Raw genomic sequence first — 24,422 nt, forward strand, 5'->3', positions numbered from 1 at the left:
GATGCTTCCCGCCACGGCGGCCGAGGCCCTGCACGGACTGATCCGCGTCCGTCCGTACGGCTGGCTCGCCTCCCCGCTGCCGACCAACCCGGCCGCCGCGGCGGAACGCCTGCACGAGCTCCGCGACCAGGACCATGCCGACCACCCGGCCGCCGGCGGGCCGTTGGCGGTGCTGGCGGCCCGCGCCACCGCGGCCGTCGCCGCTCTCGGCACGCCGCCCACCGCGGTGCTCAAACTGCACGCCGACGTCGGCGCGTACAACGCCGAGCTCCTCGCCTACGCCTTGGTCGGCCACTGTCCGGTCCTGCCTCGCTTGCTCGGTGCCGCCGACGCCTCCCGCTCCCTGCTCCTGGAGCACCTGCCCGACCCGTTCGACTGGGCGCCGGCCGACGCACCCGCCGCCCTCGTCGACGCCGTCGCCGCCGTCCACGCCGCACCGGCCCACCTCGATGTCGCGGACGCGCTGGCACCCTTCCGCCTGGGCCGGCTCACCGCGGCCCCCGCCCCGGCCTGGATCGGCGACCCGGACGCCTGGCACACCGCCCTTACCCTGTGCTCCCGCGCCCACGGGCCCATGCACATTCCCGTCGGACACCTCGACCTCAAGCCCGAGCATGTCCGTCACCGCGGCGGCGACAGCGCGGTGTGCCTGATCGACATCGAGACCCTGCGCCCGGACGTCACCGGGCTGATCGACCTGATCACCCTGCCCGCCGTACTCCGCCAGGCCGGGCGCCCGATGGCGGGCCCCGTCGTCCGGGAGTTGTACCGTGCAGCCACCGCACGGCACGGCGCCACCTGGACCACCACCGACCTGCGCGCTGCCCTAATCGCGTACCAGCGGGCCACCGGCCTCGCTACGCTCTCCGGGCTGGCCGACTGACGGCCGCCCCGCCGCGACTCCCCGTGAGGACCCTTCGGCCATGGAACCCGCCGCTCCCGCAGCCGACCTTGCCGCCGCTGCCGCCCACGCCGTCGGCATCGAGGACCAGCCCAAGCACCTCACCGGCCGCAAGGGCGCCGACACGTGGCGGGCTGGCACCTGGACCATCAAGACCGCGGTGCCCGGCGCCCGCGGCCACCTCGCGCACGAGCACGCTGCCTACGAACTGCTCCACCGCCAGGGCCGTCACCCCGGCCCCCGCGGCGCGGCGGGTCCCCAGGGCCGGTGGATGGCCGTGCCCTGGGTCGACGGCCGCCCCCTGTGGGACACCTTCGCCCCGGCACGCGAGGGCACTGCCACCGCGGAGCAGCGCACGCAGATGCGGGACGCCGCCCGAGCCGCGCTCACTGCGCTCCAGGAGTTCCACACGGCCGGCTGGATTCACGGCGACATGCAGACCGAGAACGCCGTCGTCCTCCCGGGTGGCACGGTCGAGTTCATCGACTACGACAACGCCCACCACCCCGACCTCCCCCTCACCATCCCCTACCGCGGCGGCCTGGTCCACGTCATCGCCCCCGAGATCGCCGCCCAGCTCATGGCCACCGGCAACGACCAGCACGTCACCCTCACCCCGGAGGCCGAGCTGTACGCCCTGGGCGCCGCCCTTTACTGGGCATGGACCGGTGTCCGCATCACCGACTACCGCGGCGACCCCGCTGCTCCGCATGTCGAACTGTTCGCGGACATCGCCGACGGCCGCCGTCGAAACCTCACCGAGGACCGGCCGTGGACCGACCCGGAACTTGAAGCCCTCATCCTCGGCGCCACCCGCCCTGCCCCCGCTTCCCGCAGCTACAACAGCGCGCCCGAGCCCCGGCAGTAGCGGCGAACTGTCCACCAGGAGCAGAGCGTGCTGACCCAGCCGCTGCCCCGCGGACGGGCGGGCACAGAGCCGTCGTCCGACGGCACGTGCCGGGATGTTCGGACGAAGGGCACAGCACGCATCGATTCGGCGATCAGACTCAGCCCGCATCGAGTCGAGATCGCCAGGGCCGGCCACAGCGTCCGAGAGGCTCGATAGAGCCGACGGAAGGTGGGGGCCGAACTGGGGCCCGCTCGGCCTTCGGGCCTACGGCGAGCAGTGGCGGTGCTTGGCCTGCTCCCCGGGGTGGGCGGATCCGCGCGGCGCACCGGGAGATACGTCCACGGTGGCCGCGCGTATGCCGCTATGCGGTGGCGTCCTGCGCGGCGATCTCGTCGTCGAGGTAGATCACCGCGCCCGGAGGTTTTCGCTGACCAATACACACAGTAAGCGGAATTGGAGCATTTGCCGCATCTTGAACTTGGCGCAGGGTGGCGAACCATGGCGCTTTTCCGGACGGCTCCGGAATGGCGCATGCCGCTGTGGCAAATGCCATAAGAATGGTCGTCATAACGGAGCGTCGCTGTAGGCGTCGACTGCAGTCGGTCCTGCGGTCAGGCGTGTCTCCGTCAGCGGCCCGGCGGATCACACCGCCTGCGAGCCGCCCTTCTGTTCGCCGAGTGCAAAGGAGCACGGCGCACACAGGGCCGTCTGGGCATGTGCGCTGAACTGCAGTTATGCGTGATTTCTTGGTTCAGCTGTGGCCCGGCTACGTGGCCGGCGTGCTCGCCCCGGTCACGGTCTCTGCCTTCACCCGCCTCGCCAAGGCGTGGCGGGCCTCGCGCTCCCGGCGCCCGCAAGATGCGGAGCCGCAAGTCCCCGTTGACGACGGCGAATGACGACCACCGGTCGCCGAATTTCCAACCAGGAGACCCCTATGCCTGAATCTGTGAATGTCGTCTTCCAGACGACAAAAAATGTCGTCCGACAGACGACAGTGAATAGGCCAGAAGCAGAAACAAATCGCTATTACGCCTGGCAGCACTTACTCACGCCGCAACCGCCCAGAGACGATGAATGGGTGGGCGAACTCGCCGCCCCAGTTAACCGGCTGGCTCCCAGCGGCTCGTTGGGCGAAGTCGCGGCCAAGTACGACCAGCTCCTCCAGCTCATCGAGCTCGACGCCACCGCCGACATCGAGGAGACCGACCTCCTCGCCGCACTGCTGGTGATCCGGACCCTGCGCGACAAACTGCAACTGGACGAAGGCCGCATGCTCGGCGCCGCCCGACGCAAGAAAGTCACCTGGGCCCGTCTGGCCACAGCCCTGGAGGTCCGCAACCGTCAATCCGCCGAACGCCGCTACCTCCAGCTTCGCGCCGACATGGACGAGGCCCGCGGCGTGCCTATGGTCCAAAGCGAACGGGTGGAATTCATCCGCGCTCAACGCGACCGTCGCCTCGAACGACGCTGGGCGTGGGAGCACAGCCAGGAAATCGTCGCCCTCTCCCGCCGCCTGGCTGCCGTGCCTGATCTGCAACGCCGGGCCGACCGCGCCCAGCGCGCTGCTTTGCGCGCCGACCAGGCGGCCCGGGCGGCCCGCGGCAGGGCTGGCTCCCCCTCGCCTGCCCGTGGTCCGATGCCGTGGCCGAAGCTGCTGCTGGAGAACCTCGCCGTCCACGACAAGGCTGCCGAAACGGAGCTGACGGCGGTGCAGCACACCGATGTGATCCATGCACTGTTCGGTCTCATCGGCAACGCCTGCCGCCCGAACTCCATCTCTCTGCCTGACTACGAGGACCTGGTCCACGACATCCGCCGGCTCTACCGCAGCGCCGGCGATGCAGCACCACGTGCCCCATACGAGTACCTGCCTACCAGATCGCGGCCAGTCCAGGACGTCGACCGCGACAACGAACCCGAGATTGTCGTTGCGCCGTCTCGTGAGTAGGCCCCGCCAGCACCCACCGATCAGGTCCACGACAACGGGCGCGCGCCCACGACCAGGAGCACACCACGTCGGCCAGTCGCGGGCACCCGATGCGGTGGGAAGATGTGCCAGTGACCACCGTCCCGTCCCTGCCGCCCCGCGACCGCCCTCTCGGGCGCGGCGTCAGCACCCTCATTCCGCAAACCGGATCCAGTGCTACGCCCGCCGCAGAACAAGCCGCGGCCGCGCTGGCCGCGCTGGAAACCGTGCCGGTCCAGGCCGGACTCCTTCAGGCCGCCGTGTTGTTGCTGGAAGAACGGGCCCGCATCAGCGAGGACGACGCCGAACGCGCGGCCGCCCGGAGCACGGCGGCACTGCTGCGCCGAACGCTCGACGATCGACGCGATGGCCGCACGGTGCCCTCGTCGTAGGCATCTTCACACCGTCAGAGGCCGGATGCCCGTTCAGCTACCGGCCCGTGGCCCGATCCGTGACGTACCAACTCCCCGTCCCCGCCTCGAAGTCGGCCGAAGATCGGTAGCCTTGGGACACGACCATGGAGGTATGCGATGAATGCTCGCTCCGGCCTGCTCGCCCGGATCACAGCCTTCCTTCTGCACGGACGCCGCGTCCGCCTCGACCACCCTGGCGCGCACCGTGCTGCCAGCCCGGACCAGCACGCTGGTCTTGCCATGCACTACCGCCCCTCGTCCCCCTCGGCAGGCGGGTCCGGCAGCTCGGGCTCCCTGTCCTGACGACAAGCCGAACAGGGCACCTCGACGGAGAGCAGTGACCGTGGCAAGCCCGGACGGGCCGCGCAGGCCGCAGTCGACCAGCGCCGACCAACCTGCCGAGGCATTGGGCCCCCAGGGCAACCCGCGCGACCTCGGGGCGGAGGCGTTTGCTGCCGTCGCCGAGGCCGCCGAGCGGGGCGAACTGCTCGACACCGGACGGTTCGCCGAGCTGCTGGTCCGAGTCGGCCGGCTTGACGGTCCGGCGCTGCTGTTCGACGCCTGGTTCGGCGAAGCGATCAACACCCGCACCCTGGCCGCGCATATCGGCTGGGTGTGGAGCATGGCCGAGTACCCGGACGCTGCCCTGGACCGCCCGGCGTGGCGTGAGCTCTTCGCGAAGGCGGGCTTCACCGTCGATGGCCGGCGCCCCGAACTCGCCCCGAACTCGCTCCGAGCCGCGGCTGGAAGTCCTCCCGGGGCCCACCCGGTAACCCAGCCGTCACGCCGTCCTCACCGCGCGCGGTCCCACACCGTGGTCACGCCTCTGCGGTTCACCCGAGGTTTGGGCGCAGCCGCCGAACCCTTGCCGGGGCGTGCCGACGTCGACCTCCACCGACATCCCCTGCCGCAGCACCTGGTACTGGGTGCCATCCCGCAGCCACTCCACCCCACCCACCGCCTCCTCGGACTCCCGCAGGGCCTGCGCCAGGAGTTGGGACAGCGACACCTCCAGCACGGTCGACACATGCCGATGCCCCCGAAGTCGACGACGACACGCTGGGGCGCTTCACGGACCCAGTGAAGCCCACGGCGATCCCGTCGGATGCGGTCGTGTGCCACTGGTGGAGTGTCGGTATTCGAGAGTTGCAGTATTCGCCCGCGGGGCGAGCAGCTCCGCACCCGGCCCGGTCACGTCAGCGGTGACAAGGCGTACAGCTCTCGCCCAACAGACGCTGTCCGCGAAGACGCCGGATGTCTGCCAGAGGGCACGCTGAACCTGCTGGCGTTCAACAACGTCGACCGGCTGACCATCGCCCCACGGAAGACCGTGCTGTTCGTCGCCGGCACTCAAGGCCAGGCACATTTCAGCCTGCAGAGCCGAGACAGGAGAACTCCGTCGTCGCTAGCAAGCTCGTGCGTCGTGCTTCTCGCGGTTGGCGAGGACTTGGTCCATGTGGGTCTGCGCCCACTGACGGAGCCCGCGCGTCAGGTGGTGGAGTGAGAGGCCGAGGTCAGTGAGCTCGTAGGTAACGGTGACGGGGACCGTCGGCGTCACAGTGCGGGTGAGCAAGCCGTCGCGTTCGAGGGCTCGTAGGGTCTGAGTCAGCATCTTCTGGCTGACGCCGGCCAGTAGCCGGGCGAGCTCCGAGTAGCGCATCGCCTTTGGGGCGTACGACGCGCCGGACTGTTCGGACGCGTCACCGCCCAGCGCGCAAAGGATCAGGACGACCCACTTGTCCGAGATCCTGTCGAGAAGCTGACGGCTGGGGCATATCGCTAGAAACGCGTTGTACTCCGCCTTGGCCTGCGCCTTCTTGTCGGCCTTCATCGTCGTCACTGAGGTCGTCTCTCACTCTCTGGGGTGGTTACGCACTTCATAGTGCCTACTTCCCGTAGGGAAGTAACTCCCCAACACTGATGCAGGGGGTCGGAGACACCACCCCTGGCAAGAAGCGAAAGGCACTGTGATGAACACGCCCTCCACATCATCTCTTCCGGGCGGATTCTGGACGCTGGGTGACTCGACCGTTACCCGGTTCGGATACGGCGCGATGCAGCTCGCCGGCCCGTGGGTCATGGGTCCGCCCGCCGACCACGACGGCGCCCTGGCCGTCCTGCGCGAGGCAGTCAGTCTCGGGATCACCCACATCGACACCAGCGACGCCTACGGACCACGCATCACGAATGAGCTGATCCACGAAGCACTGCACCCGTACCCGGAGTCGCTGTTCATCGCCACCAAAGTGGGCGCGACCCGCGACGCGCAGGGCGGCTGGCCCACGGCCCGGCGCCCCGAGGACCTGCGCAAGCAGGTCCACGAGAACCTCGAATCCCTCGGCGTCGAGGCTCTCGACCTGGTCAACATGCGCATGGGAGATGCTCAGGGCCCCCAGCCCGGCTCGATCACCGAAGCATTCGAGACGCTTGTCGACCTCCAACGAGAGGGCCTGATCCAACACCTCGGCGTCAGCAATGTCACGCCGGAGCAGGTCGCCGAGGCACGCGGTATCGCCCCGATCGTGTGCGTGCAAAACATGTACAACCTCGCCCACCGCCATGACGACGATCTCGTAGACCGCCTCGCCGCCGATGGCATCGCCTATGTGCCGTTCTTCCCCTTGGGAGGCTTCACGCCGCTACAGTCCGAGGCCCTCTCGAAGGTCGCGAGTCGGCTGGGGACGACGCCGATGTCGGTCGCGCTGGCTTGGCTGATGCAACGCTCGCCGAACATCCTGCTCATCCCCGGTACGTCGTCCACCGCCCACCTGCGCGAAAACATCGCAGGCGCCGGGCTCTCCCTTTCCGACGAGAATCTGGCCGAACTGGATAGCATCGGCCACTGAGTAACACAGGTCACTGACCGGGACCAGGCAGTTCCTTCCACTCGGACTATTGGGCAGACCATAGGATTATGATCACATCGCGGATGCTGCGTTTCCGCAGGTGATCGCGGCAACGATCCGATGATCTAAACGAAACGGCCGACCCCTGCGGTGCGGCCCGTCGCACTGCCAAGTAGTCGGACCAGTTCCCGCCGGCGAGGGTGGCCCAGCGTTCGGCTGTCTTGGGGTGGATGCCGAGCAGGTCGGCGATGACCATGGGCGGCAGGTCTACTACCTGGATCACCGCGGACCACGGCAAGCCGCAGCGAGTGACCGGCGGGCGTGGGCGAAACAGCCGGCGCGCACCCGCCGGAGATTATGGGGCGGTCGAGGTTGCGTCCGCCGCCGTGACGCCTGCTGACGCCTGATCCGGGACCGCGGCCGCGGCCGGAGCGGGGATCGAAAGGGCCCGGGCGGCGCTGGCGACGACCACGGTGGGAGGAAGAGCCCCCAGGACCGCCAGCACTGTCAGGGGCTGCCACACGGACAACCGAATCGAGGGCGCCCTCGGGGCGGTGCGACGGCCGCTCACCGTGCCGCCTTCGGGTGCGTCTCCGGCATGATCGGTGCAGAGGTCACTTAACCTCACCGCCCGCAGCCAGCGGAGCCCACGAGTAACGCACCTCGACGCCTTGGTCCTGCAGCCATCGGATCTCGCGATGCCGCATCTCGTGCGAGGCATCCGGAGAGATCGCCGCCGGCCACCTGACGATGACCGTGCCGACCTTGCCCTCCGCCACCAGTTCGCGGACCCGCATCCAGCCGTCGCGATGGCACGGATCGGGCTCCCCAAACGCGTCCGAAACCACCTCGACGAGGCGGAGCTTGCGCATGGTGGCGAACTCGCGGCCTTCCTCTTCGGCGCGCCGGGCGGCGAGGGTGGGGGTCAGACGGCCCCGTTCCGCGCACACGTACAGCACGGCAGCACTGCTGTCAGGGCGAGCAGCGATGGCGGTTGTCTCCGGGGTGTCCGGCGTCGTGGTCATGGTGTGGCCTCTTCGTCGTCTGGGTGCCCGGTCCGCCCTCGGGGGTGAGGGGGACCGGGCCGTCAACGGTCGTCCGGGGGCGATCACCGAACGGCCGGTAAACACTCAACCCCGCTGCGCCACACCGGGTAAGGGAGCAGTGTGGAGGCAGGGTTGAACTGGTTGAACGCACCCGGGGGTCATCGATGGCACGTCGGCCACGCACACCGAATACAGCGCTTGCGGCCTTGATGCAGGCGGGAGGAATTGGAAACGCCCAGCTCGCCCGCCGGGTGAATGCCGCCGGCGCCGAGTTTGAGCTCTGGCTGCACTACGACAAGACCAGCGTGTCTCACTGGCTCGCAGGATCCGTCCCGAAGCCCGAGGCGCGGCCCGCCATCACCGAGGCGCTCTCCCGGACGCTCGGACGACCCGTAACGTGCGCGGAAATCGGCTGGCCGACCGTGGCAGAACCGGCCGCAGAAGGCGACGTCGTGACGGGAGTCGTCGACCTGAGTCGCACAGACATGGATCCCTCGCGCCGGGGCGTGTTGAAGACCGGCATGTACGCCGCAGCGCTGGCCGTCCCGCGGTTCGAAGACGTCAAGGGCCGGCTGGAGGCGACGGCGGCCGGGCGGACAGTGCACATCGGCCGGTCCGACGTCGAGACAGTGCGCACCATGACCGACAAGGTCGCCGACATCCTCGACCAAGTCGGGGCCGGGCATGCCCGGCCGATGGCCGCCGCCTTCCTGGTGAACACCGCCGGCCCCTACCTGCGCGCGAGCGGCACCGAAGAGGTCACCCGCGCCATGCGGGCCACCGTCGCGGACTTCGTGTACCTCACCGGCTGGATGGCCATGTACGAGAACCAACACGGCTTGGGCCAGGCGTATTACCTGCGCGCGCTCGAACTCGCCGGTGCCGCCGAGGACCACGTCACCTACTGCCGCACCCTGCGCGGCATGAGTCTGCAAGCAACCCATCTTGGCCACGGCACCAAGGGCCTGGAACTCGCCGACGCCGCCGCCGCGGCCGCGCCCTCCGCAGGCCCACGCCTGATCGCGTTCCTGCGCGGTCAGCAGGCCACCGCGGCGGCCATGACCGGCGACCGGCACACCGCCCTGACCTGGCTACGCCAGACCGAGACCGCACTGTCGCGCGCGGACAACCGGCGCGACGCCGTGGGCGGCTACGACCAGGCCGCCTACTTCTTCCACGAAGCACACGTGCGCTGGCACTTGGGCGACAAGGCCGGCTCCATCACCTCCCTGCACCGCTCGAACACGGCCCGTTCACCGCTGGAGCGGCAGGGCCGCCTGCACTGCCTCGGCGTGATCGCCGAGCGCCAGTTCCGCATGCGGCACGTTGAGGCCGCATGCCAGACCTGGAACACCTTCCTCGACGAGCACGTGACGATCTCCTCCGCCCGCGGTGACGAACACCTGCAGACAATGCTGAAGGCGCTCCCCGCCTACCGCCGTGTCGCCGGAGTGCGGGAGCTGGAGGAACGCGCCCGGCATGTCGCCGCCCGCAAAACAGCCTGACCCGCCTCGGCTGCCACACAAGTCTCTCCGTCACCACGACCTCAACGCGGGCTTGCGGCAGCCCAGCCGTCGATTGCCCGGCCGCTCGTGGGCCGGGTGCCGGAGTCACTGAGTGCGCAGGACCGTGTCGGGCCGGCAGACCGGGCAGGGCACCCCGACGGCTGGGTCGGCCAGCATCTCCAGGGCTTCGAGGTCGGTCAGCAGGCGCTCGGCGTTCTCGGCTTGGGCGCAGTCGGTCCGGTGCACGAAGAAGTCCGACCACGCGGGCTGGGGTGCCGGGGCCAGTCGCCAGCGCTGCCGTTCCTCGGGTGGTGGGGCGTGGATCGCGCGGTAGTCCTCACCCTCGATCGGCTGGATGATCGGGTGCGGAGCCGACCCTTCGAAGAGATGGACGGCCGGGGAGGGGCCATAGCGCCGGTCGTCAACCCGCGTCGGGAGCTCCAGGGTGTAGTCGTACCAGAAGCGGCCTCTTCGGTCCGGCCGACACCGCGTCACCTGTACCTGGACCCGTTGGCCGTCAGGGAGGTGGAGCTCGGCCCGGGGGTAGACGTGGCCTTCTTCATCCATGGCTACGCAGGGTCCGGGTCTCCGGCGGTGACGTGCTTGAGTGCGGACCGGGCCGCTGGTGCGTCGTCGCAGGTGGACCAGAAGTCGTGGGTGACCACGCGTTCGCTCAAGTGCAGCACGCGGGCGCGGAGCTCGGCGACCTGCTGCTGCTCGGCGTCGCTCCAGCCGGGGGAGTCCGGCCGGTGGCTCGCGTAGTAGCCGCCGCCGGTCTCCTTGGCGCGGGTCCAGCCGGGCATCGCCTCCACCGACCACGTCAGGGTCGCGTACAGCTCTGCGAGGTCGGTCTTCGCCTGCGTCAATTCAGCGTGTGCGCTGAGTAGCGCAGGAGGGAATTCGAAACTCACTCGAACAGCATACGAGTTCGCTGCGCTCGGCCGAGCGGACCGCGCGGTGGCGGCGATCGCTGGGGCAAGACGACGGTGGGCAGCCCTAGTGTGGCCGGCGATGTCGGCCACCCTGTGGGCATGATCCGGCGCCGATCCGCCCGCGTGCCGTCACTTGCCGATCTTGCTCATCAATCGGTCGATAGATCAGCAGCGGCACTTCCTGCTCTGCCCCGCCACCGGGCGAGGTCGTGCTGGGTGAGGAGGGTGTCAGGATGATCGGGGCCCAGCACACGTATCCGGTCGGCCAGCAGTTCCTCGAACGCCGCAACTGCACCGGCCACATCCCCACCTTCCCCTCGCCACAGGGCGAGGCTGTGCCGGGAGACGAGGGTGTGCGGGTGGTCCGGGCCCAGCACGCGCGTCTGGTCGGCCAGCAGGCCCTCGAACGCCGCGACCGCACCGGCCACATCCCCCGCTCTGCCCCGGACGTGGGCGAGGTCGTGCTGGGTGACGAGGGTGTCAGGATGATCGGGGCCCAGCACACGTATCCGGTCGGCCAGCAGTTCCTCGAACGCCGCGGCCGCACCGGCCACGTCCCCCGCCGCCCCCCGCCACAGGGCGAGGTTGTGCCGGATGATGAGGGTGTGTGGGTGGTCCGGGCCCAGCACGCGCGTTTCGTCGGCCAGCAGTTCCTCGAACGCTGCGATCGCACCGGCCACGTCCCCCGCCGCCCCCCGCCGCCGGGCGAGGTTGTGCCGGGTGATGAGGGTGTGTGGGTGGTCCGGGCCCAGCACCCGCGTCTGGTCGGCCAGCAGCTCGGCTAGTGCTGCGGCCGCACCGGCCGCATCCCCCGCTTCCCCTCGCCACCGGGCAAGGTTGCTGCGGGTGGTGAGGGTGTCAAGGTGCTCCGGCCCCAGGCGGTCGCGGGTGGTGATGGCCATGTGCTCGAAGTGGTCGCGAGCGGTGGTGACCTGGCCGCTCTCACCGAGGCTGATGCCGATACGGAAGAGCACCGCGTGGGAGGCGGGCCGGTACAAGGCGTCTTCGGCGGTGCGGATAAGGGCAGTCGTGTTGGCACGCAAGGCCTGGGCAAGGACGGTGTCGCGTTCGATGGCGGGCCAGGCAGCAGTGAGGGCGTCGGCAGCGGTGAGGGCGACCTGGTCGTGCTGGTCGGGGGTGAGGGTGTCACGGGTGGCACGTTGGATGAGCTGGTGAACACGGACGGCCTGATGGGGGGCGGTGAGGGTGTGATCGATGAGGCTGAGCCGGTGCAGGGCGCGCAGGGCCTGCACGGCGTCCCAGGCGGAAACCGGCTCTAGCTCACCGGCGGGGCCTGGACTGGTTCGGCTGCGGTGCTGGGTGAGGTGGGTGAGAGCGGGCGTACTGGTCAGGACGGTCTGGGGGATGCCGTTGGGGTCGAGTAGGGCTGTCAGGTGGAGCATGGGTCGGGCCAGGCCGGCGGGGCGGAGGGTATTGGCGCGGTCGATGGACAGGGACCAAGCGGCGGCGAGGGGAAGGGCCTGTTCGTCGGGGAGCTGATCAGGGGTGGTGTCGGCGAGTGCGGTGGCACGGTCGGCCAGCAGAGTGCGGTAGGCAGCCACATCGTCGCCGGAGTCGATGAGGTAGGCGGAGCCCTGGGAAAGAGCCAGGGGTAGATGGCCGAGGTCGCAGGCGAGGGCGGTGAGCTGGTCCGCGGGCTCGTGGCGCCCGTGGGCGGCCAGGGACACGGTGAGGTAGGCGAGGGCTTCGGCCTTGGTGAACTGGCCGATCTCGACGCGACGGCGGCCTTCTCCGGTCAGGGCGGCGTCGCGGCGGCGGGTGGTGACCAAAGTCCGGCCGTTTGGGCTGGCAGGCGGCCACAGGCCGTTAAGGTCGCTGGGGTCGGCGACGTCGTCCAGGACGATCAGCCACCGGCACGGTCTTGCCCCTGCCTTTGGGGTCAGCCAGGCCAGAAAGATCCGCGCGGCCTGCTCGGGATCGTCGGGGTCGGCCAGGCACAGTTCGGCGCCGGACTGTGCATAGCTGGTCACCACCGCCGAGCGGGTGCTCGCGGTGGCCCAGACCAATACATCCAGGTTGCCGTCTTGCCAGGTGGTGCGGGCGTAGTCGGCGGCGAGCTGGGTTTTGCCCACCCCGCCCATGCCGGTCAGGACCTGGCCCAGCACGGCAGTGCCGCCGCCGTCAACCGCCGCCCGCAGCCGTTGTGCCTCGGCGCGGTGCTGGAAGGACTGCGCCCGGGAGGGGATCACACCGACCTGGTGCGGCCAGGCGGCCGGTGTGCCCGGCGCGGCCTGCTGTACGAGGGTGACGCTGTCGATCGCCAGGTACCCGGTGTTGGCCAGGCCGCCCTTGCTGGCGGTGGCGGCTCCTGTATGACTCACGTGTACCGGGCTGGCGGGCCCTCGGAGCGGTCCGGTGTAGCCGGATACCGCCGTGGCACCGTCGCGGGCGGTGGCATCACCGGTCTCCGTGGCGGCTACCGACGGCCCGCGCTTTGTGTTTGCGGCCTCGGGCCGGGCGCTGGGGTCTGCGTCCGGGTCGGGGCGGCGATTGGGCCATCTCACCATCGGACAGAAACCCTCCCGCATGCTTGTGACCGCTCCGGCCCGGTCAGCTGAAGTCGATACCCGTATTTGCGCTGCTGTCAGGCCCGTCCGCAGTGGCGTCCCCGGTTCGCTCTGCCTGGACGGGCCCGCTCCCGGCATCTTGCGGGTGTCGCACGCCAGTGGACGCCTGGCCCCCACCGGTGGCCTTGGCCTTCCCGGTATCGACCACCGCAACCCCGGGCTGTGGGTTGGCCGAGGACTGCATCAGCGCCCAAACCAGGGCGGCAATACCGGTGGCCCCCTGAACTGAGGCGGCAACCAGCTGGCCGGTATCCGGGTTGTCCAGCAGCCAGAAGAACGGCGTCGACACGGTCAACACGGCCGCGACCACCATGACCGTGATCTTCCTGCTTCGCGACACACTCACTCGCCCCCTCCCCGCAGCCGACGAACGTGCGCCCTCAGCAGCATTGGATGAAATGCACTGATAGCACAGGACGCCTCCGCACAACCACCAGTTCTCCGCACGCTGTTGGTACTCGCCGTCCCGCCGCCACCCGGCACAGGTGGCCTCGCCCTCGTGGACCAAGCCACACCAGCCGACCAGGCTCTGCTGTCCTGCCTGGTGGCCGCGGGGGACCCGAACATCGCTTCGTCCTATCGTGAGGTCGCCGGCGCACTCGGGCTGGAGTCACCCGAGGATCCCAGCGTCCTGCGCGACGTCGTCGACGCAGACGTTCAGCAGGCCCACCACTACTGGCGCTACCGGTAGCACCACGGCTGAGATGCCCAACCGCGTACGTCAGGCCTGGGAAGGCGCCACTTCAAGGCGCCGCTCGCCCGTACGACGTGGTGCGATCACGTCGGAGTAGTGGTGGTCGAACGTCAGAATGAGAGGTCGGCGCAGGCGCCGCGGTCACTGGCCCATCCCCTGCAGGTATTCGTGAACGCGCTCGGACAGGTCGGCCGGGCCATCGAACAACGCAGGCCGATCGGGAACGTCCGGATCATCCGCAAGCGAAGTGCCCGGGACCGCTACTTGCCCAGCAGCCCACTGCATCACTCCAGCCGGGGGAGTCCGGCCGGTGGCTCTCGTAGTAGCCGCCGCCGGTCTCCTTGGCACGGGACCAGCCCTGTAGTTCCTCCACCGACCACGGCAAGGCCGCGTACAGCTCCGCGAGGTCGGCCTTCGCCTGGACCAGCTCAGTCTGCACGCTCAGCAGCTCGGAAGGAAAATCGAAACTCACTCGAACGGGATACGGGCTCGATGCCCGTCCCCAGCACTTCCGCGCCGGCGGTCACCGGCGGGTTGCAGGGCCCTAGTCGTCGAAGTGATCGTCGTTGTGCAGACGGGTGTTGAGGTCGGTGACCCACTCCAGAGCCCAGCTGCGCAACATCGCAATCTGATCGTCGGAAAGGCCGTAGTCGGCGAAGTCCTGGTCATCCCACCACTCGGCGCCGGCGAGGCGGTCACGCAGGTCGTGGAGGCTGAACTCGAAGCGGGCATGGCGGCGGCCGAGGCTTTCAAGGTCGGCGGTGGTGCGATGCCGGGTAGCAGCGTGGACGTCGATGAGGTCGCGGACCGCGCCGCGGTCCGCGAGCGCGCGGACCTTCGTCCCGATCACGTCGTCCAGCGAGAGCACCGGACCGTACTCGGTGACCGTGGGCGGGGCCCAGAACGCCTCCTTGAGGACGTCGACCTCGCACTCCTCGCCCGTGGTGGGATCGGTGGCGATGAGCCGACCCGACAGCGGGCCGGACTCGATGAGCCGGACGCCCCAGCCACGCCCGGCCAGGCCGTCGCCGACCGTGTGGATGATCTCGTCGATGGGAGCCGGGTTCTCGGTGGCCACGTCCAGGTCTTGGGAGAGCCGGTCCACCAAGCCGTGTGCTTGCACGGCGTACCCGCCGGTGATCACCAGCGGGTAGGGGGTGCCGATCGCGAGGACGTCGGCCAGGAGCCGGCGGTGCAGATCTGTCAGGTTCACGCGGCTGTCGCAGCCCTCATCGAGGTGAGTTCGGGGAAGGCTGCTTCCCACACGTCCCTGATCGGGCGGCTGATCAGCGTGCGCAGCACCGGCCACTGCGCGAGGAGCAGATCCCGGTTCAGGAAGTCGATCAGGTCCTGGCGCTGTCCTTCGGCCAGGACGGTGCGGTACAGGCTCATCCGGGAACGCGGCTGCTCCAGGCCGTAGGAGCGGCGGCCCGACCAGACCACGTGCAGCGGTAGGTCGACCGTGCCGTGGGCGGGACCGGCCAGGTCGTCCAGTCGAGCGGGCAAGCGTCCTGCGTACTGCGTACACAGCAGCTCGAACGCGTTCGGCACCGGAAACGAGGGAGACTGCACGGCCATGCCCCCAGTATTGCGTGTCGGCGTCTGCTTCGTGCGCCAGGTGCGGGGAGAGGGTGCGACTGACTCGATCGCTCCGGGACAGGGCGCACTTCCGCGGGTCGCTGGGAGGGGCTGCGCTGCGGGAGACGGCTGCATGAACGGCGTCCGGTCAGGCCGCATCGTGGCCCACCCAGCCTGGCATCGCGGCGCGGCGGTCAGGGCGGCCCGAGCGAGGTGGAGGCGCCTGGTCGGCATGGTTTTGGGTGACGGTCTGGAACCGGGACAAAACCGTCCAGTATTTTTTGCCTCTCGCGCCAAAAGCGCTGTCTGAATTACCTGATCCGCAGAACGTTATGACTGTGGCCTTGAGTTTTACTGTCAAGTAATTTTGTGCTCGGCGTGTTGGCCGCAGGGAGAGGTTCTCGCCAGTCCTCGAAAATCGCTCGAATGAAAGTTCTTCGCGCTGATACAAATGTCGGTGTCAGATCTTCGCGAGAAACGGGGAAGCGATGAATCGAAAACTCGCCGCACTCGGCGTTGCCCTGCCGGCACTGCTGATCTTATCCGCCGCTCCCGCGAGCTCCGCACCTCTGCCTTGGGACGGAAGTGTCGGACTGCCCACGGGTGAGCAGAAATCCATGATTCAGCAGGACATTGGGGTGCTTCTACCGGGCAGACAACCCGGGGCACCTCACGACCGGAAGCAAGACCGTGTGGGCTTCCGTGGAGATCGCCCGATGCACGCCCAAGCCGCCGGACAAGTGCCACCTCACGGTGAGCATCGCGAATCCCGTGTACGACATCGCCCACAAGGACGGGGGCTGGACCAAGTGCGGGAAGAAGACGCTGACCGTGGGCTACAAGTGCGCTGACCTCATCAGCAAGCGGCAGTTCGTGACCGTGGGAACTCTCGCCATGGTCTACAAGGGCCGCACCCAGTCCGACGCGTTCTCGAGCGCGAAGGTGACGCTGTACTGCCGCTGATCCCTCGGCAGCAAGCGTTCGCACGGTGTGGCCGGCCTGTGGGCCGGCCACACCGCCATCAACTCCACGATTGAAGTTTGCGTTCCGCTTCCGCGATTTCTCTATCACTGGACAGAAGACGGAAGCGGTTACCCTCCGGATCGGCCATCCCGAACCAGCCGACCTTCAGGGAAGAGTTAATCACCCATTTTTCCTCTTCGATGATGGCGCCGAGTTCAACCAGCCTATCCGCCTCTTCCAAAAGTGAATGCGACGCAGTCAGGTGCATCAGTGGGGTTTCATTATTCTCATCCCCTGTCACGCGCCTGGTGCGTTCAACGATATAAAGCAAGGATTGCTCATCTTCCCCAAAGGGGATTGTCACGCCTTCTACGCCGGGGCCGATCGTCGAGCAAAGAGCCGCGCTCCAAAATCCCCCCAGGCTCACCGGATCATCCGATTCCAGCACCACGGCCCTTAAAGCCACACTCACGAAACCCTCCGCCCCTCGCAGCCGTCGCCCACACGCACGTGTTGCGACCCTACTTCGGAGAGCGGGTTCGCCTGCGCTTTTCAGGCAGGGCAAGCCGGCAGCATCAAGGCTTGGCGTGCGCCGCCCGTACGCTCGCCTCAAGTGCCGCCATCAGATCCACCGGCGCCGGGGTCTCCGGCGGCTGCACCAGCTCCCTCTGGTCCGCCTTCGCCGCCACGAGCTGCTCCAGGGCGTGTGCGTACTCGTCGTGCAGCTCGCGCCCTTCGACACCGGTCAGCTCCCTGATCAAGACCTCGGCGAGTTCGAGCTCCCGATCGGTGACCGGCGCGGCCGGGGCAAGGTCGCCAGGCTCACGCAGCTCGTCCTGCCACAGCAGCGTCTGGACGATCAGCACGCCGTTGCGGGGCCTGAGCACGGCAAGCCTCCGCAGTCCTCGCCCGCACCCTCGGCATCGACATCACCGTCGCCGTGAAATGGCAGCGTGCCGCCGCCTGAGACTGGGGTGCCTAGGCGGCCGAGATCAGCCGCCGGAACTCGACTGACCCGTGCACCGATGTCAGACCTCGCTGACATGCTCCTTCCATGGCCCACGCAAGCATGCCCGACCTCGCCCAGATCACCGACGCCCACGCAGTTACCCCCGAACTCCGACGCCAGCTGATCGACTGCTGGATCGCGGTCACCAACTCGGGCGGTGCCGCCGGGTTCCCGTTCCCGCCGGTCCGGGACGACGAGGTCGCGCCGGTTACGGACAAGCTCCTCGGCCGTCTCCACCCGCAACACAGCCGCCTCGTCACCGCCAGATTCGACGATGTTCTTGCCGGATGGGTTGTCCTCAACCGCGATCCCTACCGGCTTGTCGGGCACTGGGGCACGGTCAACCACCTTCAGACCCACCCCGAATTCCGCGGGCGCGGTGTCGGCTCTGCCCTCATGATCGATCTGCGAAGGATTGCCCGCGATGAACTTGAGCTCGAACAGCTCCATCTCGCGGCCCGGGGAGATGAGGGGCTGGAGGACTTCTACGGCCGGCTCGGATGGCGTGAGGTCGGCCGCTGGCCCGGGGCCCTCCGCCTCGCGCCCGCCGACACCCGAGACGAGGTCCTGATGCTCCTCGATCCCCTCTGATCGCGGAGGCATTCCGGGAGTTCCAATACCCGACTCCACCATTACGGGTCTCTCTGGAACGCAAGCGCAAGGCCGTCAAGACCCTGAGCCTGATGGTCGCCGACCGACACGGGACCGCGACACCCTGCTCGCCGACTGCCTACGAACAGCGCTCAGTGGGCGTTCCGTTCGGCGGTTGCACCGAACCCACCAACGTCAAGGCCGGCGGACACGCATGCCCGATCCGCTTCCAATGCTCAGGCTGCGGCTTCTACCGTCCCGACCCGTCCTACCTGCCCGCGATCGAGGACCACGCCAACAGCCTGCGAGCTGACCGCGAGAAGGCTCGGGCGATGGACGCAGCGAGCTTCGTCATCGACAACCTCACCGCTCAGATCAACTCCTACGAAGAAGTCGCGGCGACGATGCGCGAACGGATGGCAGCCCTGCCCAAGGACGATAGGGCCGAGTTGGAGGAGGCCGCCGCGGTCCTTCGCCGGGTCCGGGCCGGCGGCGACCACAAGCTCCTCCCTCTGACCGCCGTCTCCAAGAACGGAGCATGAGATGGCTACCCGAACCCCCGCTGACGTCCTCGCCGAATCCCGACGCCAGACCAGCCTCCTCAAACGCCAACGCGTGCTCGACACCGTCCGGCGCATGCTGGACGACGGCGAGCCGATCTCCTTCGCCGCCCTCGCCCGCGCTGCGAAGGTGTCGACCTGGCTCGTCTATGCCGAGGGCGTCCGCGAGCACGTCCAGGCGGCCATCCAGCGACAGGAACAGGCTCCCGTCACCAAAGCTGCCCAAGGCCGCCGGGCAAGCCCCGCCAGCCTCCACACCGACTTGGCCATGGCCCGCGAGGAGATCAAAGAACTCCGCGTGGAACGCGATCAGCTCCGAGCCGCTATGCGGCAGCACCTCGGACATCAGCTCGACCAGATCAGCAACCGGAAACTGACCGAGCGGATCACCGAACTCACGGAAGCCAACCGGAACCTCGAACACGACCTGGCTCAGCTCCGGCCACTCACCGATCACGTCCAGGAGCTTGAGCGGGACCTGGCCGCGGCTCGCACGAGCCTGCGTCAGATGATCCGGGACGGCAATCAGCACCAGCCAACCTGAGTGGGTGCCTTCGAACCCGCAATGGGCGATCCCGAGACGCTGCTTGATCAATTGGGTGTCACCCCACACAGCAGACGAATCCGGTTGCGGCGGGATCGGTGAGCCCAGTGAGGTATCTCCATGAAAGGCACAACGGAGCAGGCACAACGGGCGAGGGCAGGAAGACACCATATGGTCACGACGCAACCGGCTCCATGGCGCAAGTTGGCGGTGCTCGTGGCTCTGATGCTGGCCGCCTTCACCTTCAACACTGCGGAGAACCTGCCGGTCGGCCTTCTGGAGCTCATGTCCGAAAGCCTGCGGGTGTCCGTGTCAGCGGTCGGTCTTTTAGTCACCTGTTATGGAGTGACGGTGGCCGTCGCGTCCTTGCCGCTCGCCCACGTCATGCGGGCCGTGCCCCGACGCCATGTGCTCACGGGACTACTGACCGCGCTGGTCGTGTCCAGCCTGGTTGCGGCGCTGGCTACCTCCTACTGGCTGCTCCTCATGGCGCGGCTGCTGACCGCGCTCGCCCAGGCGCTGTTCTGGGCCGTGATGGGACCGGTCGCAGTCGGTCTGTTCGCGCCCGAGGTCCGTGGGCGTGTGATCGGGGCGCTGTCCGTCGCCGGTTCGCTCGCCCTCGTGCTCGGTGTTCCCGCCGGAACCTGGCTGGGCCAGCAGAGCGGCTGGCCGGCGCCCGTCGCTCTGGTGGCGGCCCTGGGGCTCGTCTCTCTGGTGACCATCGCCGTTCTGCTGCCGACCTCACGTCCGGAAGAAGGGCCCGCCGCCTACGGAACCAGTCCCGACGCCCGCCGGTTCGGGACCGTACTGGCGGCCGGGATCCTGTCCGCTACCGGGGCGTTCGCCGGATACACCTACATCGTGAAGTTCCTGGGCGACGTGAGCGGGTTTCCTCCGAGGACAGTCAGCGCCCTGTTCGTGGCCTTCGGCGTGGCGTGTCTGGCCGGGGTGAGCATCACCGGGGCGTTACTGGACCGCTTTCCGCAGGCCGCGCTGACCGCTGCCGTCGCCACGCAGGCCGTGGGCATGCTCGGCCTGTACGCGGCCGGCAGCGATCCGATGGCAGCGGTGGCGTTCCTGGTGCTGATGGGCGGTGCACTCGGGCCGGTGTTCATGACCACCCAGAACGCGATGCTGCATTGCGCACCGGGCCGCACGGATATCGCACTCGCGGCCAACTCCGGTTCCTACAACGCCGGTATCGCGGCGGGCGCCACGCTCGGGGGACTGATCCTGCCGCTCGCCGACGTGCGGGGCACCTTCCTCGCCGGCGGGCTGCTGACCGTCGGGGCCTGCGCAGTACTGCTCGGCGGGCGGCTGCTCTCTAAGGGACCTCTTCACGCTCCTGCGGCCACCTCTCGGTTGACCGCATGCGTTGACGAGACTGACCTTACGTCCCATAGCCAGTCACACTCATCTGACCTGGGCAGATAGACGCGAGATCTAGATAAGCAGCGCGACCATCCCGAACTGGATCAGCCCGGCCCACGTCGCTCTCACTCCTCCAGCCTCGACCGCTCCAGGACACGCCGCACCTCCACGGGCCGCTGAGCCGAACGGGGGAGATGTGGCGCGGACGAGCGCGACATCGTGGAGCGCCTGATGACCGCTGAGTTTCATGATCTGACAGGAGCGCCCCGCCGTGGCCGAGGACCCCATCGCACAGAACGAGGTTGCTGCTCATACCCGCCGCGTCGAGCAGGGGCAGGAGACGGCAGCCCGTGAATTCGGGATCGTCAAGTCCGACCTGACCGCCGTGCGGCGCTATCCCGGTGGTAGCCCCGCTGCATTGCTGTTGGGCCCCGAATCCCGGTGGATCCGGGCTCGCCTGTCTCAGTACCGACGAGCAGGCCGGTCCCAGCTGCGGTCACCTCTGTGCACGGAGCTGCTCACGCCGGGTGGTGACGAGGTGGTGCCAGCGGTCGCGGGTGACGTCTTCGCCGTCCAGCCATCGTGCCTGCGAGCCGTTGGGGAGGGGGAGGCCGGCCATGAAGTGGGCGATGTCGCTGTAGTAGGCGTAGTCGCCGCCCGTGGTGACCTGTCGCATCCGCTCAAGTCCGGTGGCCAGTTGCTCGGTGTCGCCGAGGACGGCGTGGTGGAAGCAGAGGGCGAGTTCGAGGGTGGTCTGCAGGGCGACAACGCCGGCTACCTCGACCTCGGTGCGCAGGGTGCGGGCGCGGTCATCGACGTTGGGTGTGCCGGCGTCGCGGATGAGGGTGGCGATCTGCGTGGTGAGGGTGGTGGCGCGTAGGTCCAGGCCGTCGAGGAGCTGCTGGGCGAGGGCGATTTCTTCGTCGGCCCGGGTGGGGTCGGCGAACGCGGCGACCAGCGCCAAGTGGGCCTGGGAGGTGGCGCGTTCGCCGGCGACGCCATGTTCCTCGGCCTCGGCGCGTGCTGCCGTGTAGGAGGCGAGGGCCTGGTCGATCGCGCCGTGGGGCCACCACAGGTCGCCCATGACGCGGTGGTGCCGGCCTTTCCAGCCCAGGGTGCAGGCGGCGTCGTGGGCGGTGGGGAAGTCGCCGGCGATGCGGGCGAGGTGGGCCAGGCCGCGGCGGGCGGCCGGGGCGAGGCGGCCGTCGCCGTCGGCGACGTGCTGCATGCCCCGTCGGGAGGCGTCGGCCTGGCCGAGGTCGCGGTGGGCCTTGGCCAGGTAGTACGTGGCCATGTCCGTCAGGTCGTCGGGCAGCAGACGAGTCTGCAGGACGGCGGTGAGGCGGTCAGCGGTGCGTTGTCGGTGTTCGTGCTGGCGCCGGGCGAGCGTGCTCAGCAGCTCCACCAGGGCCTGTGCGGCAGTACGCACTTCAGCGTCGGGGGCATCGTCGCGAGCGGGCGGTGCCAGGGGCTCCCAGACCGAGTCGCCGACATAGGCCCAGGCCGCCTCGGCGAGCCAGCCGAGGTCCAGCTGGAAGTCGCGGGCCAGGGCCAGTCCTTGGCGCAGGCAGCCGGCGAGCAGGAGCCGGCCCGGCGCGGTGTGGGTGCGCCACTGCTCGCCCAGCGCGGCCAGGGCCCGCTCCGCGGCGCGGCGCCAGTCCTGGGCGGACCAGCGGTCGTCGGTGCGGTCATCAGCGGCGCGGATGGTGGAGCGGATCAGCGCGTGCAGGTGGTAGGGCCACAGCCCGAAGGGGTTCTCCTCGACCAGCGGTCGCTCGGTCAGCCGTAGGGCAGGGGCGTCGTGGGTGAGGCCGGCGGCGCGGGCGGCGAGCGGGATGTCGAAGGCGTCGAGAAGGCTGACGGCACGCAGCACGTGGCGTTCCTCAGGGGTGAGGTCGGCGACGGTGCGGGCGATCAGGGCCGGGAAGTCGTGCGCGAAGTCGTCGGGGTCAGGGGTGCGGCCGCTGCGGCGGATCTCCAGGAACCGCATGGCGGCCAGGTCCAGGTAAAGGGGAAGGCCGTGGGAGCGGGCGGTGATGACCTCGCGAAGTTCGGTGGCGATCAGGGCCTGGCCGTCGCGGGAAAGACGGCGGACGAGGTAGTCGTCGCAGTCCTCGGGGGAGAAGTCGCCGATCAGGATCTGCCGGCCCCGCCTCGGGCCGCCGGCAGCCGCGGGGTCGAGCGCGCTGTGGCTGACGTCGGCCAGCCCCGGCCACGCGGCGGGTCCGGTGTAGTCGAGCTGGCCCTGCAGGGCCGGGTCGGCCCACTGCAGGCGGCTGCGGCCGGTGATGATGAAGAACGCTTCCGGCATCAGCCACACGACGCGCTGCAGGAGCCGCTCCATGTCCCGGTGCGTCCGGTCCCCGATCTCCTCGAACGCATCGAGCAGGAGCACCGGCACCACGCGGTGCTTCGCCGGCAACTGCGCGAGCTCCCAGGCCAGCAGGTGCGGGTAGTACGACAGGGCCTCGACGTCGGGTTCGGCCTCCAGCAGGTCGGCCAGACGGGAGCAGCCGGCCAGGGCCCGGACGGTCTGGCGGCGCTCGCGCAGCGCCCGCACCAGCGATCCGGTGATCTGGCTGACCGTCGCGCCCACCATGCCGGGCAGTTCCAGGGCGCTGACGACGTCGCCGACGGCGGCCTGGAGGTGTTCGGGGAGGGCTTGGGCGAACCGGCCGGTCAGCCCGGTGCGCCGCAGGTACTCCTCCAGCGGCTCGCCGGGGTGGTTGTGGTCCCAGTACCGGCGCAGGGCGAGGTCGAAGGCCGGCAACGGCCGGCCGACGGCGCCGGCGAGGGCGAGCCGGACGGTGAGCAGGACGCGCTCGAAGTCGGCCCCGGCCGCGCGGGAGAGGTCGATGCGGATGGGGACGAGCTTGGTGTTGCCGGGCCAGGCCGGTGCGCCCCACTGGGCCGGTCGTTGCTCGGCCGAGGCCAGGGCGGCCTCGATCTTGCGGGAAAGGGTGGTCTTGCCGATGCCGCCGATCCCGTGGAAGCACAGCACGTGGGTGCGGGGCGCTTCGAGGTCCTCGACGTCGACGGCCGGTCCGGCCAGGTGCCCGCCGAGCGCGCTGGCGACCGCGGCCCACTGCTGCTGCCGGTTGGTGAACGCCTCCGCCGTCGTCAGGCCCCGGTCGTTCGTCGAGAACAGCGCCCGCAGATCCCGTCCCGTCACATCAACCCCCGCTAGATGATCACCCGGCCCCAACCTACGCTCCCCGTCGCGGCCTTGGAAAAGCATCCCCGGACGGGCGAAGGATCCACAGCGGAGGTTCGCGCCTTTCCGTGGCGCTGGCCGGTGCGCGGTGTCGTGCCGGCGGGTGCGGCCGATGGACAATGGCGAGCTCCCTTTCAAGATCAAAAAGGAGGGTGGTCGCCATGTCCGACCCCGACATCCCAGACTTCTCCGCCCTGGCCGGCGAGGGCGGCGGCCAGGAGCAGTTGGCGCTGGATGCCATCCGAGCCGTGGTGGGCTGGTACACCACCCAAATCGTCGCCGAGCACCGGGCTGCGGTGCCTGACCAGGAGCGGATGGAGGAGCTGAAGGCCGCCCGGCAGGCAGCCCTGGCCGACCAGGCGCAGCTGGCGACCGCCGATGAAGAGGAGGCCGCCCGCGTCGCGGCCGCCTACGCGGCCCGGCTCAAGGAACTCACCAAGCCGTAGTCCCAGCCTCGGCGGGGAACCGGCAGTGGCCACAGCGGCGGGTGCGGCCGGTCGATCCGGGCCGGCTGCAGCCCGGCGGGCATCAGCGGCCGGGCGGCCTGCCAGAGGAGGCCCTGCAGCAGAGACTGAAGCCGTATGCACAGCGACTCATGAACTTGAGTCGCTGATGTGAGTCGCTACAAGAAACCGCAGGTGAGAGCACCAAACACCAGCAGAAAGCGACTGAAGCGACTGAAGGTTCGTGTCTATGACACGCACGCGCATGCGGGAATGTCTTCATAATCCGCAATCCCAGTCGCTTCAGTCGCTATGTAGTCGACAGATGGCCTCTGACCTGCGCTTTTCTTCAGTACTGAAGGCCAGCGACTGAAGGAGAAGGGTCGCTGAGCTTCAGTACTGACACCG

The 24,422-nt window shown here is 69.0% G+C and carries 28 protein-coding genes; 15 read left to right on the forward strand and 13 right to left on the reverse strand.

Going from position 1 to position 24,422, the window contains the following annotated elements; genetic code table 11:
* The first annotated feature begins 1 nt into the window (after window position 1).
* Both CG747_RS48315 and CG747_RS48320 read left to right on the forward strand, forming a co-directional pair.
* Window positions 2-883, forward strand: coding sequence for a hypothetical protein (locus CG747_RS48315; RefSeq protein ID WP_100605495.1), 882 nt, complete (start codon window positions 2-4; stop codon window positions 881-883).
* A gap of 40 nt (window positions 884-923) precedes the next feature.
* Window positions 924-1,769 carry a hypothetical protein gene (locus CG747_RS48320; protein ID WP_180985795.1) on the forward strand — a complete coding sequence of 282 codons (846 nt, stop codon included), beginning with the start codon at window positions 924-926 and terminating at the stop codon, window positions 1,767-1,769.
* Between the two features lie 343 nt (window positions 1,770-2,112).
* Here CG747_RS48320 and CG747_RS47520 read toward each other — a convergent pair whose 3' ends face one another.
* The gene (locus CG747_RS47520) at window positions 2,113-2,319 is read right to left on the reverse strand and encodes a hypothetical protein (protein ID WP_146022184.1); all 207 of its coding nucleotides are present in this window, start codon (window positions 2,317-2,319) and stop codon (window positions 2,113-2,115) included.
* Between the two features lie 166 nt (window positions 2,320-2,485).
* Here CG747_RS47520 and CG747_RS48325 point away from each other — a divergent pair, with 166 nt between their 5' ends.
* The 4 genes from CG747_RS48325 to CG747_RS32820 all read left to right on the forward strand — a co-directional run bounded on the left by CG747_RS48325 (window position 2,486) and on the right by CG747_RS32820 (window position 5,214).
* On the forward strand, window positions 2,486-2,647 hold the full coding sequence (locus CG747_RS48325) for a hypothetical protein (protein WP_180985796.1): 162 nt from the start codon (window positions 2,486-2,488) through the stop codon (window positions 2,645-2,647).
* Window positions 2,648-2,685: 38 nt separating this feature from the next.
* Complete coding sequence (locus CG747_RS32810; protein ID WP_146022185.1) at window positions 2,686-3,699, forward strand: hypothetical protein; 1,014 nt, start codon at window positions 2,686-2,688, stop codon at window positions 3,697-3,699.
* 110 nt (window positions 3,700-3,809) lie between these two features.
* Window positions 3,810-4,109 carry a hypothetical protein gene (locus tag CG747_RS32815; protein WP_100605498.1) on the forward strand — a complete coding sequence of 100 codons (300 nt, stop codon included), beginning with the start codon at window positions 3,810-3,812 and terminating at the stop codon, window positions 4,107-4,109.
* A 364-nt stretch (window positions 4,110-4,473) separates the two neighbouring features.
* The gene (locus tag CG747_RS32820) at window positions 4,474-5,214 is read left to right on the forward strand and encodes a hypothetical protein (protein WP_146022186.1); all 741 of its coding nucleotides are present in this window, start codon (window positions 4,474-4,476) and stop codon (window positions 5,212-5,214) included.
* Between the two features lie 321 nt (window positions 5,215-5,535).
* On the opposite strand, the gene CG747_RS32825 is transcribed toward CG747_RS32820, so the two are convergent.
* Complete coding sequence (locus tag CG747_RS32825; RefSeq protein ID WP_100605565.1) at window positions 5,536-5,961, reverse strand: helix-turn-helix domain-containing protein; 426 nt, start codon at window positions 5,959-5,961, stop codon at window positions 5,536-5,538.
* Window positions 5,962-6,100: 139 nt separating this feature from the next.
* On the opposite strand from CG747_RS32825, the gene CG747_RS32830 reads away from it, so the two are divergent.
* Window positions 6,101-6,976, forward strand: coding sequence for an aldo/keto reductase family oxidoreductase (locus CG747_RS32830; protein ID WP_100605500.1), 876 nt, complete (start codon window positions 6,101-6,103; stop codon window positions 6,974-6,976).
* Between the two features lie 614 nt (window positions 6,977-7,590).
* Here CG747_RS32830 and CG747_RS32835 read toward each other — a convergent pair.
* Window positions 7,591-8,001, reverse strand: coding sequence for a hypothetical protein (locus CG747_RS32835; RefSeq protein ID WP_100605501.1), 411 nt, complete (start codon window positions 7,999-8,001; stop codon window positions 7,591-7,593).
* A 185-nt stretch (window positions 8,002-8,186) separates the two neighbouring features.
* Here CG747_RS32835 and CG747_RS32840 point away from each other — a divergent pair, with 185 nt between their 5' ends.
* Complete coding sequence (locus tag CG747_RS32840) at window positions 8,187-9,527, forward strand: hypothetical protein (protein WP_100605502.1); 1,341 nt, start codon at window positions 8,187-8,189, stop codon at window positions 9,525-9,527.
* A gap of 105 nt (window positions 9,528-9,632) precedes the next feature.
* Here the strand turns inward: CG747_RS32840 and CG747_RS32845 are convergent, their stop codons facing one another.
* From CG747_RS32845 to CG747_RS32860, 4 genes are all read right to left on the reverse strand, one after another.
* On the reverse strand, window positions 9,633-10,094 hold the full coding sequence (locus tag CG747_RS32845) for a DUF6233 domain-containing protein (protein ID WP_100605503.1): 462 nt from the start codon (window positions 10,092-10,094) through the stop codon (window positions 9,633-9,635).
* A 2-nt stretch (window positions 10,095-10,096) separates the two neighbouring features.
* Complete coding sequence (locus tag CG747_RS32850) at window positions 10,097-10,393, reverse strand: hypothetical protein (RefSeq protein ID WP_257980906.1); 297 nt, start codon at window positions 10,391-10,393, stop codon at window positions 10,097-10,099.
* A gap of 215 nt (window positions 10,394-10,608) precedes the next feature.
* Entirely contained in the window at window positions 10,609-12,801 is a 2,193-nt protein-coding gene (gene fxsT / locus CG747_RS32855; RefSeq protein WP_308303820.1) for an FxSxx-COOH system tetratricopeptide repeat protein, read from the reverse strand.
* Window positions 12,802-13,030: 229 nt separating this feature from the next.
* Entirely contained in the window at window positions 13,031-13,393 is a 363-nt protein-coding gene (locus CG747_RS32860) for a hypothetical protein (protein WP_308303821.1), read from the reverse strand.
* A gap of 153 nt (window positions 13,394-13,546) precedes the next feature.
* Here CG747_RS32860 and CG747_RS32865 point away from each other — a divergent pair, with 153 nt between their 5' ends.
* Complete coding sequence (locus tag CG747_RS32865) at window positions 13,547-13,738, forward strand: hypothetical protein (RefSeq protein WP_100605504.1); 192 nt, start codon at window positions 13,547-13,549, stop codon at window positions 13,736-13,738.
* Window positions 13,739-13,973: 235 nt separating this feature from the next.
* On the opposite strand, the gene CG747_RS32870 is transcribed toward CG747_RS32865, so the two are convergent.
* The 3 genes from CG747_RS32870 to CG747_RS32880 all read right to left on the reverse strand — a co-directional run bounded on the left by CG747_RS32870 (window position 13,974) and on the right by CG747_RS32880 (window position 15,319).
* Window positions 13,974-14,180, reverse strand: a complete 207-nt coding sequence (locus tag CG747_RS32870) for a hypothetical protein (RefSeq protein WP_146022187.1) — start codon at window positions 14,178-14,180, stop codon at window positions 13,974-13,976.
* Window positions 14,181-14,285: 105 nt separating this feature from the next.
* Complete coding sequence (locus CG747_RS32875) at window positions 14,286-14,954, reverse strand: nucleotidyl transferase AbiEii/AbiGii toxin family protein (protein ID WP_100605506.1); 669 nt, start codon at window positions 14,952-14,954, stop codon at window positions 14,286-14,288.
* Window positions 14,951-15,319 (reverse strand): hypothetical protein, encoded by a 369-nt coding sequence (locus CG747_RS32880; protein WP_100605507.1) that lies wholly within the window; start codon window positions 15,317-15,319, stop codon window positions 14,951-14,953. Before CG747_RS32880 ends, CG747_RS32875 begins: the two co-directional genes overlap by 4 nt.
* A gap of 702 nt (window positions 15,320-16,021) precedes the next feature.
* Between CG747_RS32880 and CG747_RS32885 the strand changes: the two genes are divergently transcribed.
* Window positions 16,022-16,282, forward strand: a complete 261-nt coding sequence (locus tag CG747_RS32885; RefSeq protein ID WP_146022188.1) for a hypothetical protein — start codon at window positions 16,022-16,024, stop codon at window positions 16,280-16,282.
* A 58-nt stretch (window positions 16,283-16,340) separates the two neighbouring features.
* On the opposite strand, the gene CG747_RS47525 is transcribed toward CG747_RS32885, so the two are convergent.
* Complete coding sequence (locus CG747_RS47525) at window positions 16,341-16,754, reverse strand: VOC family protein (RefSeq protein ID WP_146022189.1); 414 nt, start codon at window positions 16,752-16,754, stop codon at window positions 16,341-16,343.
* Between the two features lie 103 nt (window positions 16,755-16,857).
* Window positions 16,858-17,169 carry a hypothetical protein gene (locus CG747_RS32890; RefSeq protein WP_100605509.1) on the reverse strand — a complete coding sequence of 104 codons (312 nt, stop codon included), beginning with the start codon at window positions 17,167-17,169 and terminating at the stop codon, window positions 16,858-16,860.
* 182 nt (window positions 17,170-17,351) lie between these two features.
* On the opposite strand from CG747_RS32890, the gene CG747_RS32895 reads away from it, so the two are divergent.
* The 4 genes from CG747_RS32895 (at window position 17,352) to CG747_RS32910 (ending at window position 20,420) form a co-directional block, all read left to right on the forward strand.
* Window positions 17,352-17,882 (forward strand): GNAT family N-acetyltransferase, encoded by a 531-nt coding sequence (locus CG747_RS32895; RefSeq protein ID WP_219621554.1) that lies wholly within the window; start codon window positions 17,352-17,354, stop codon window positions 17,880-17,882.
* A 92-nt stretch (window positions 17,883-17,974) separates the two neighbouring features.
* Window positions 17,975-18,424 (forward strand): hypothetical protein, encoded by a 450-nt coding sequence (locus CG747_RS32900; RefSeq protein WP_257980907.1) that lies wholly within the window; start codon window positions 17,975-17,977, stop codon window positions 18,422-18,424.
* A 1-nt stretch (window position 18,425) separates the two neighbouring features.
* Window positions 18,426-18,986, forward strand: coding sequence for a DUF6262 family protein (locus tag CG747_RS32905; RefSeq protein WP_219621555.1), 561 nt, complete (start codon window positions 18,426-18,428; stop codon window positions 18,984-18,986).
* Between the two features lie 171 nt (window positions 18,987-19,157).
* Window positions 19,158-20,420: an MFS transporter gene (locus CG747_RS32910; protein WP_180985798.1), complete on the forward strand. Its 1,263-nt coding sequence runs from the start codon at window positions 19,158-19,160 to the stop codon at window positions 20,418-20,420.
* 433 nt (window positions 20,421-20,853) lie between these two features.
* On the opposite strand, the gene CG747_RS32915 is transcribed toward CG747_RS32910, so the two are convergent.
* Window positions 20,854-23,529, reverse strand: a complete 2,676-nt coding sequence (locus CG747_RS32915; RefSeq protein ID WP_100605511.1) for an ATP/GTP-binding protein — start codon at window positions 23,527-23,529, stop codon at window positions 20,854-20,856.
* A gap of 203 nt (window positions 23,530-23,732) precedes the next feature.
* Here CG747_RS32915 and CG747_RS32920 point away from each other — a divergent pair, with 203 nt between their 5' ends.
* Window positions 23,733-24,017, forward strand: coding sequence for a hypothetical protein (locus CG747_RS32920; protein ID WP_100605512.1), 285 nt, complete (start codon window positions 23,733-23,735; stop codon window positions 24,015-24,017).
* Window positions 24,018-24,422: the final 405 nt, after the last annotated feature.

This window comes from Streptomyces sp. CB02959, assembly GCF_002803155.1.
Classification (GTDB): Bacteria; Actinomycetota; Actinomycetes; order Streptomycetales; family Streptomycetaceae; genus Streptomyces.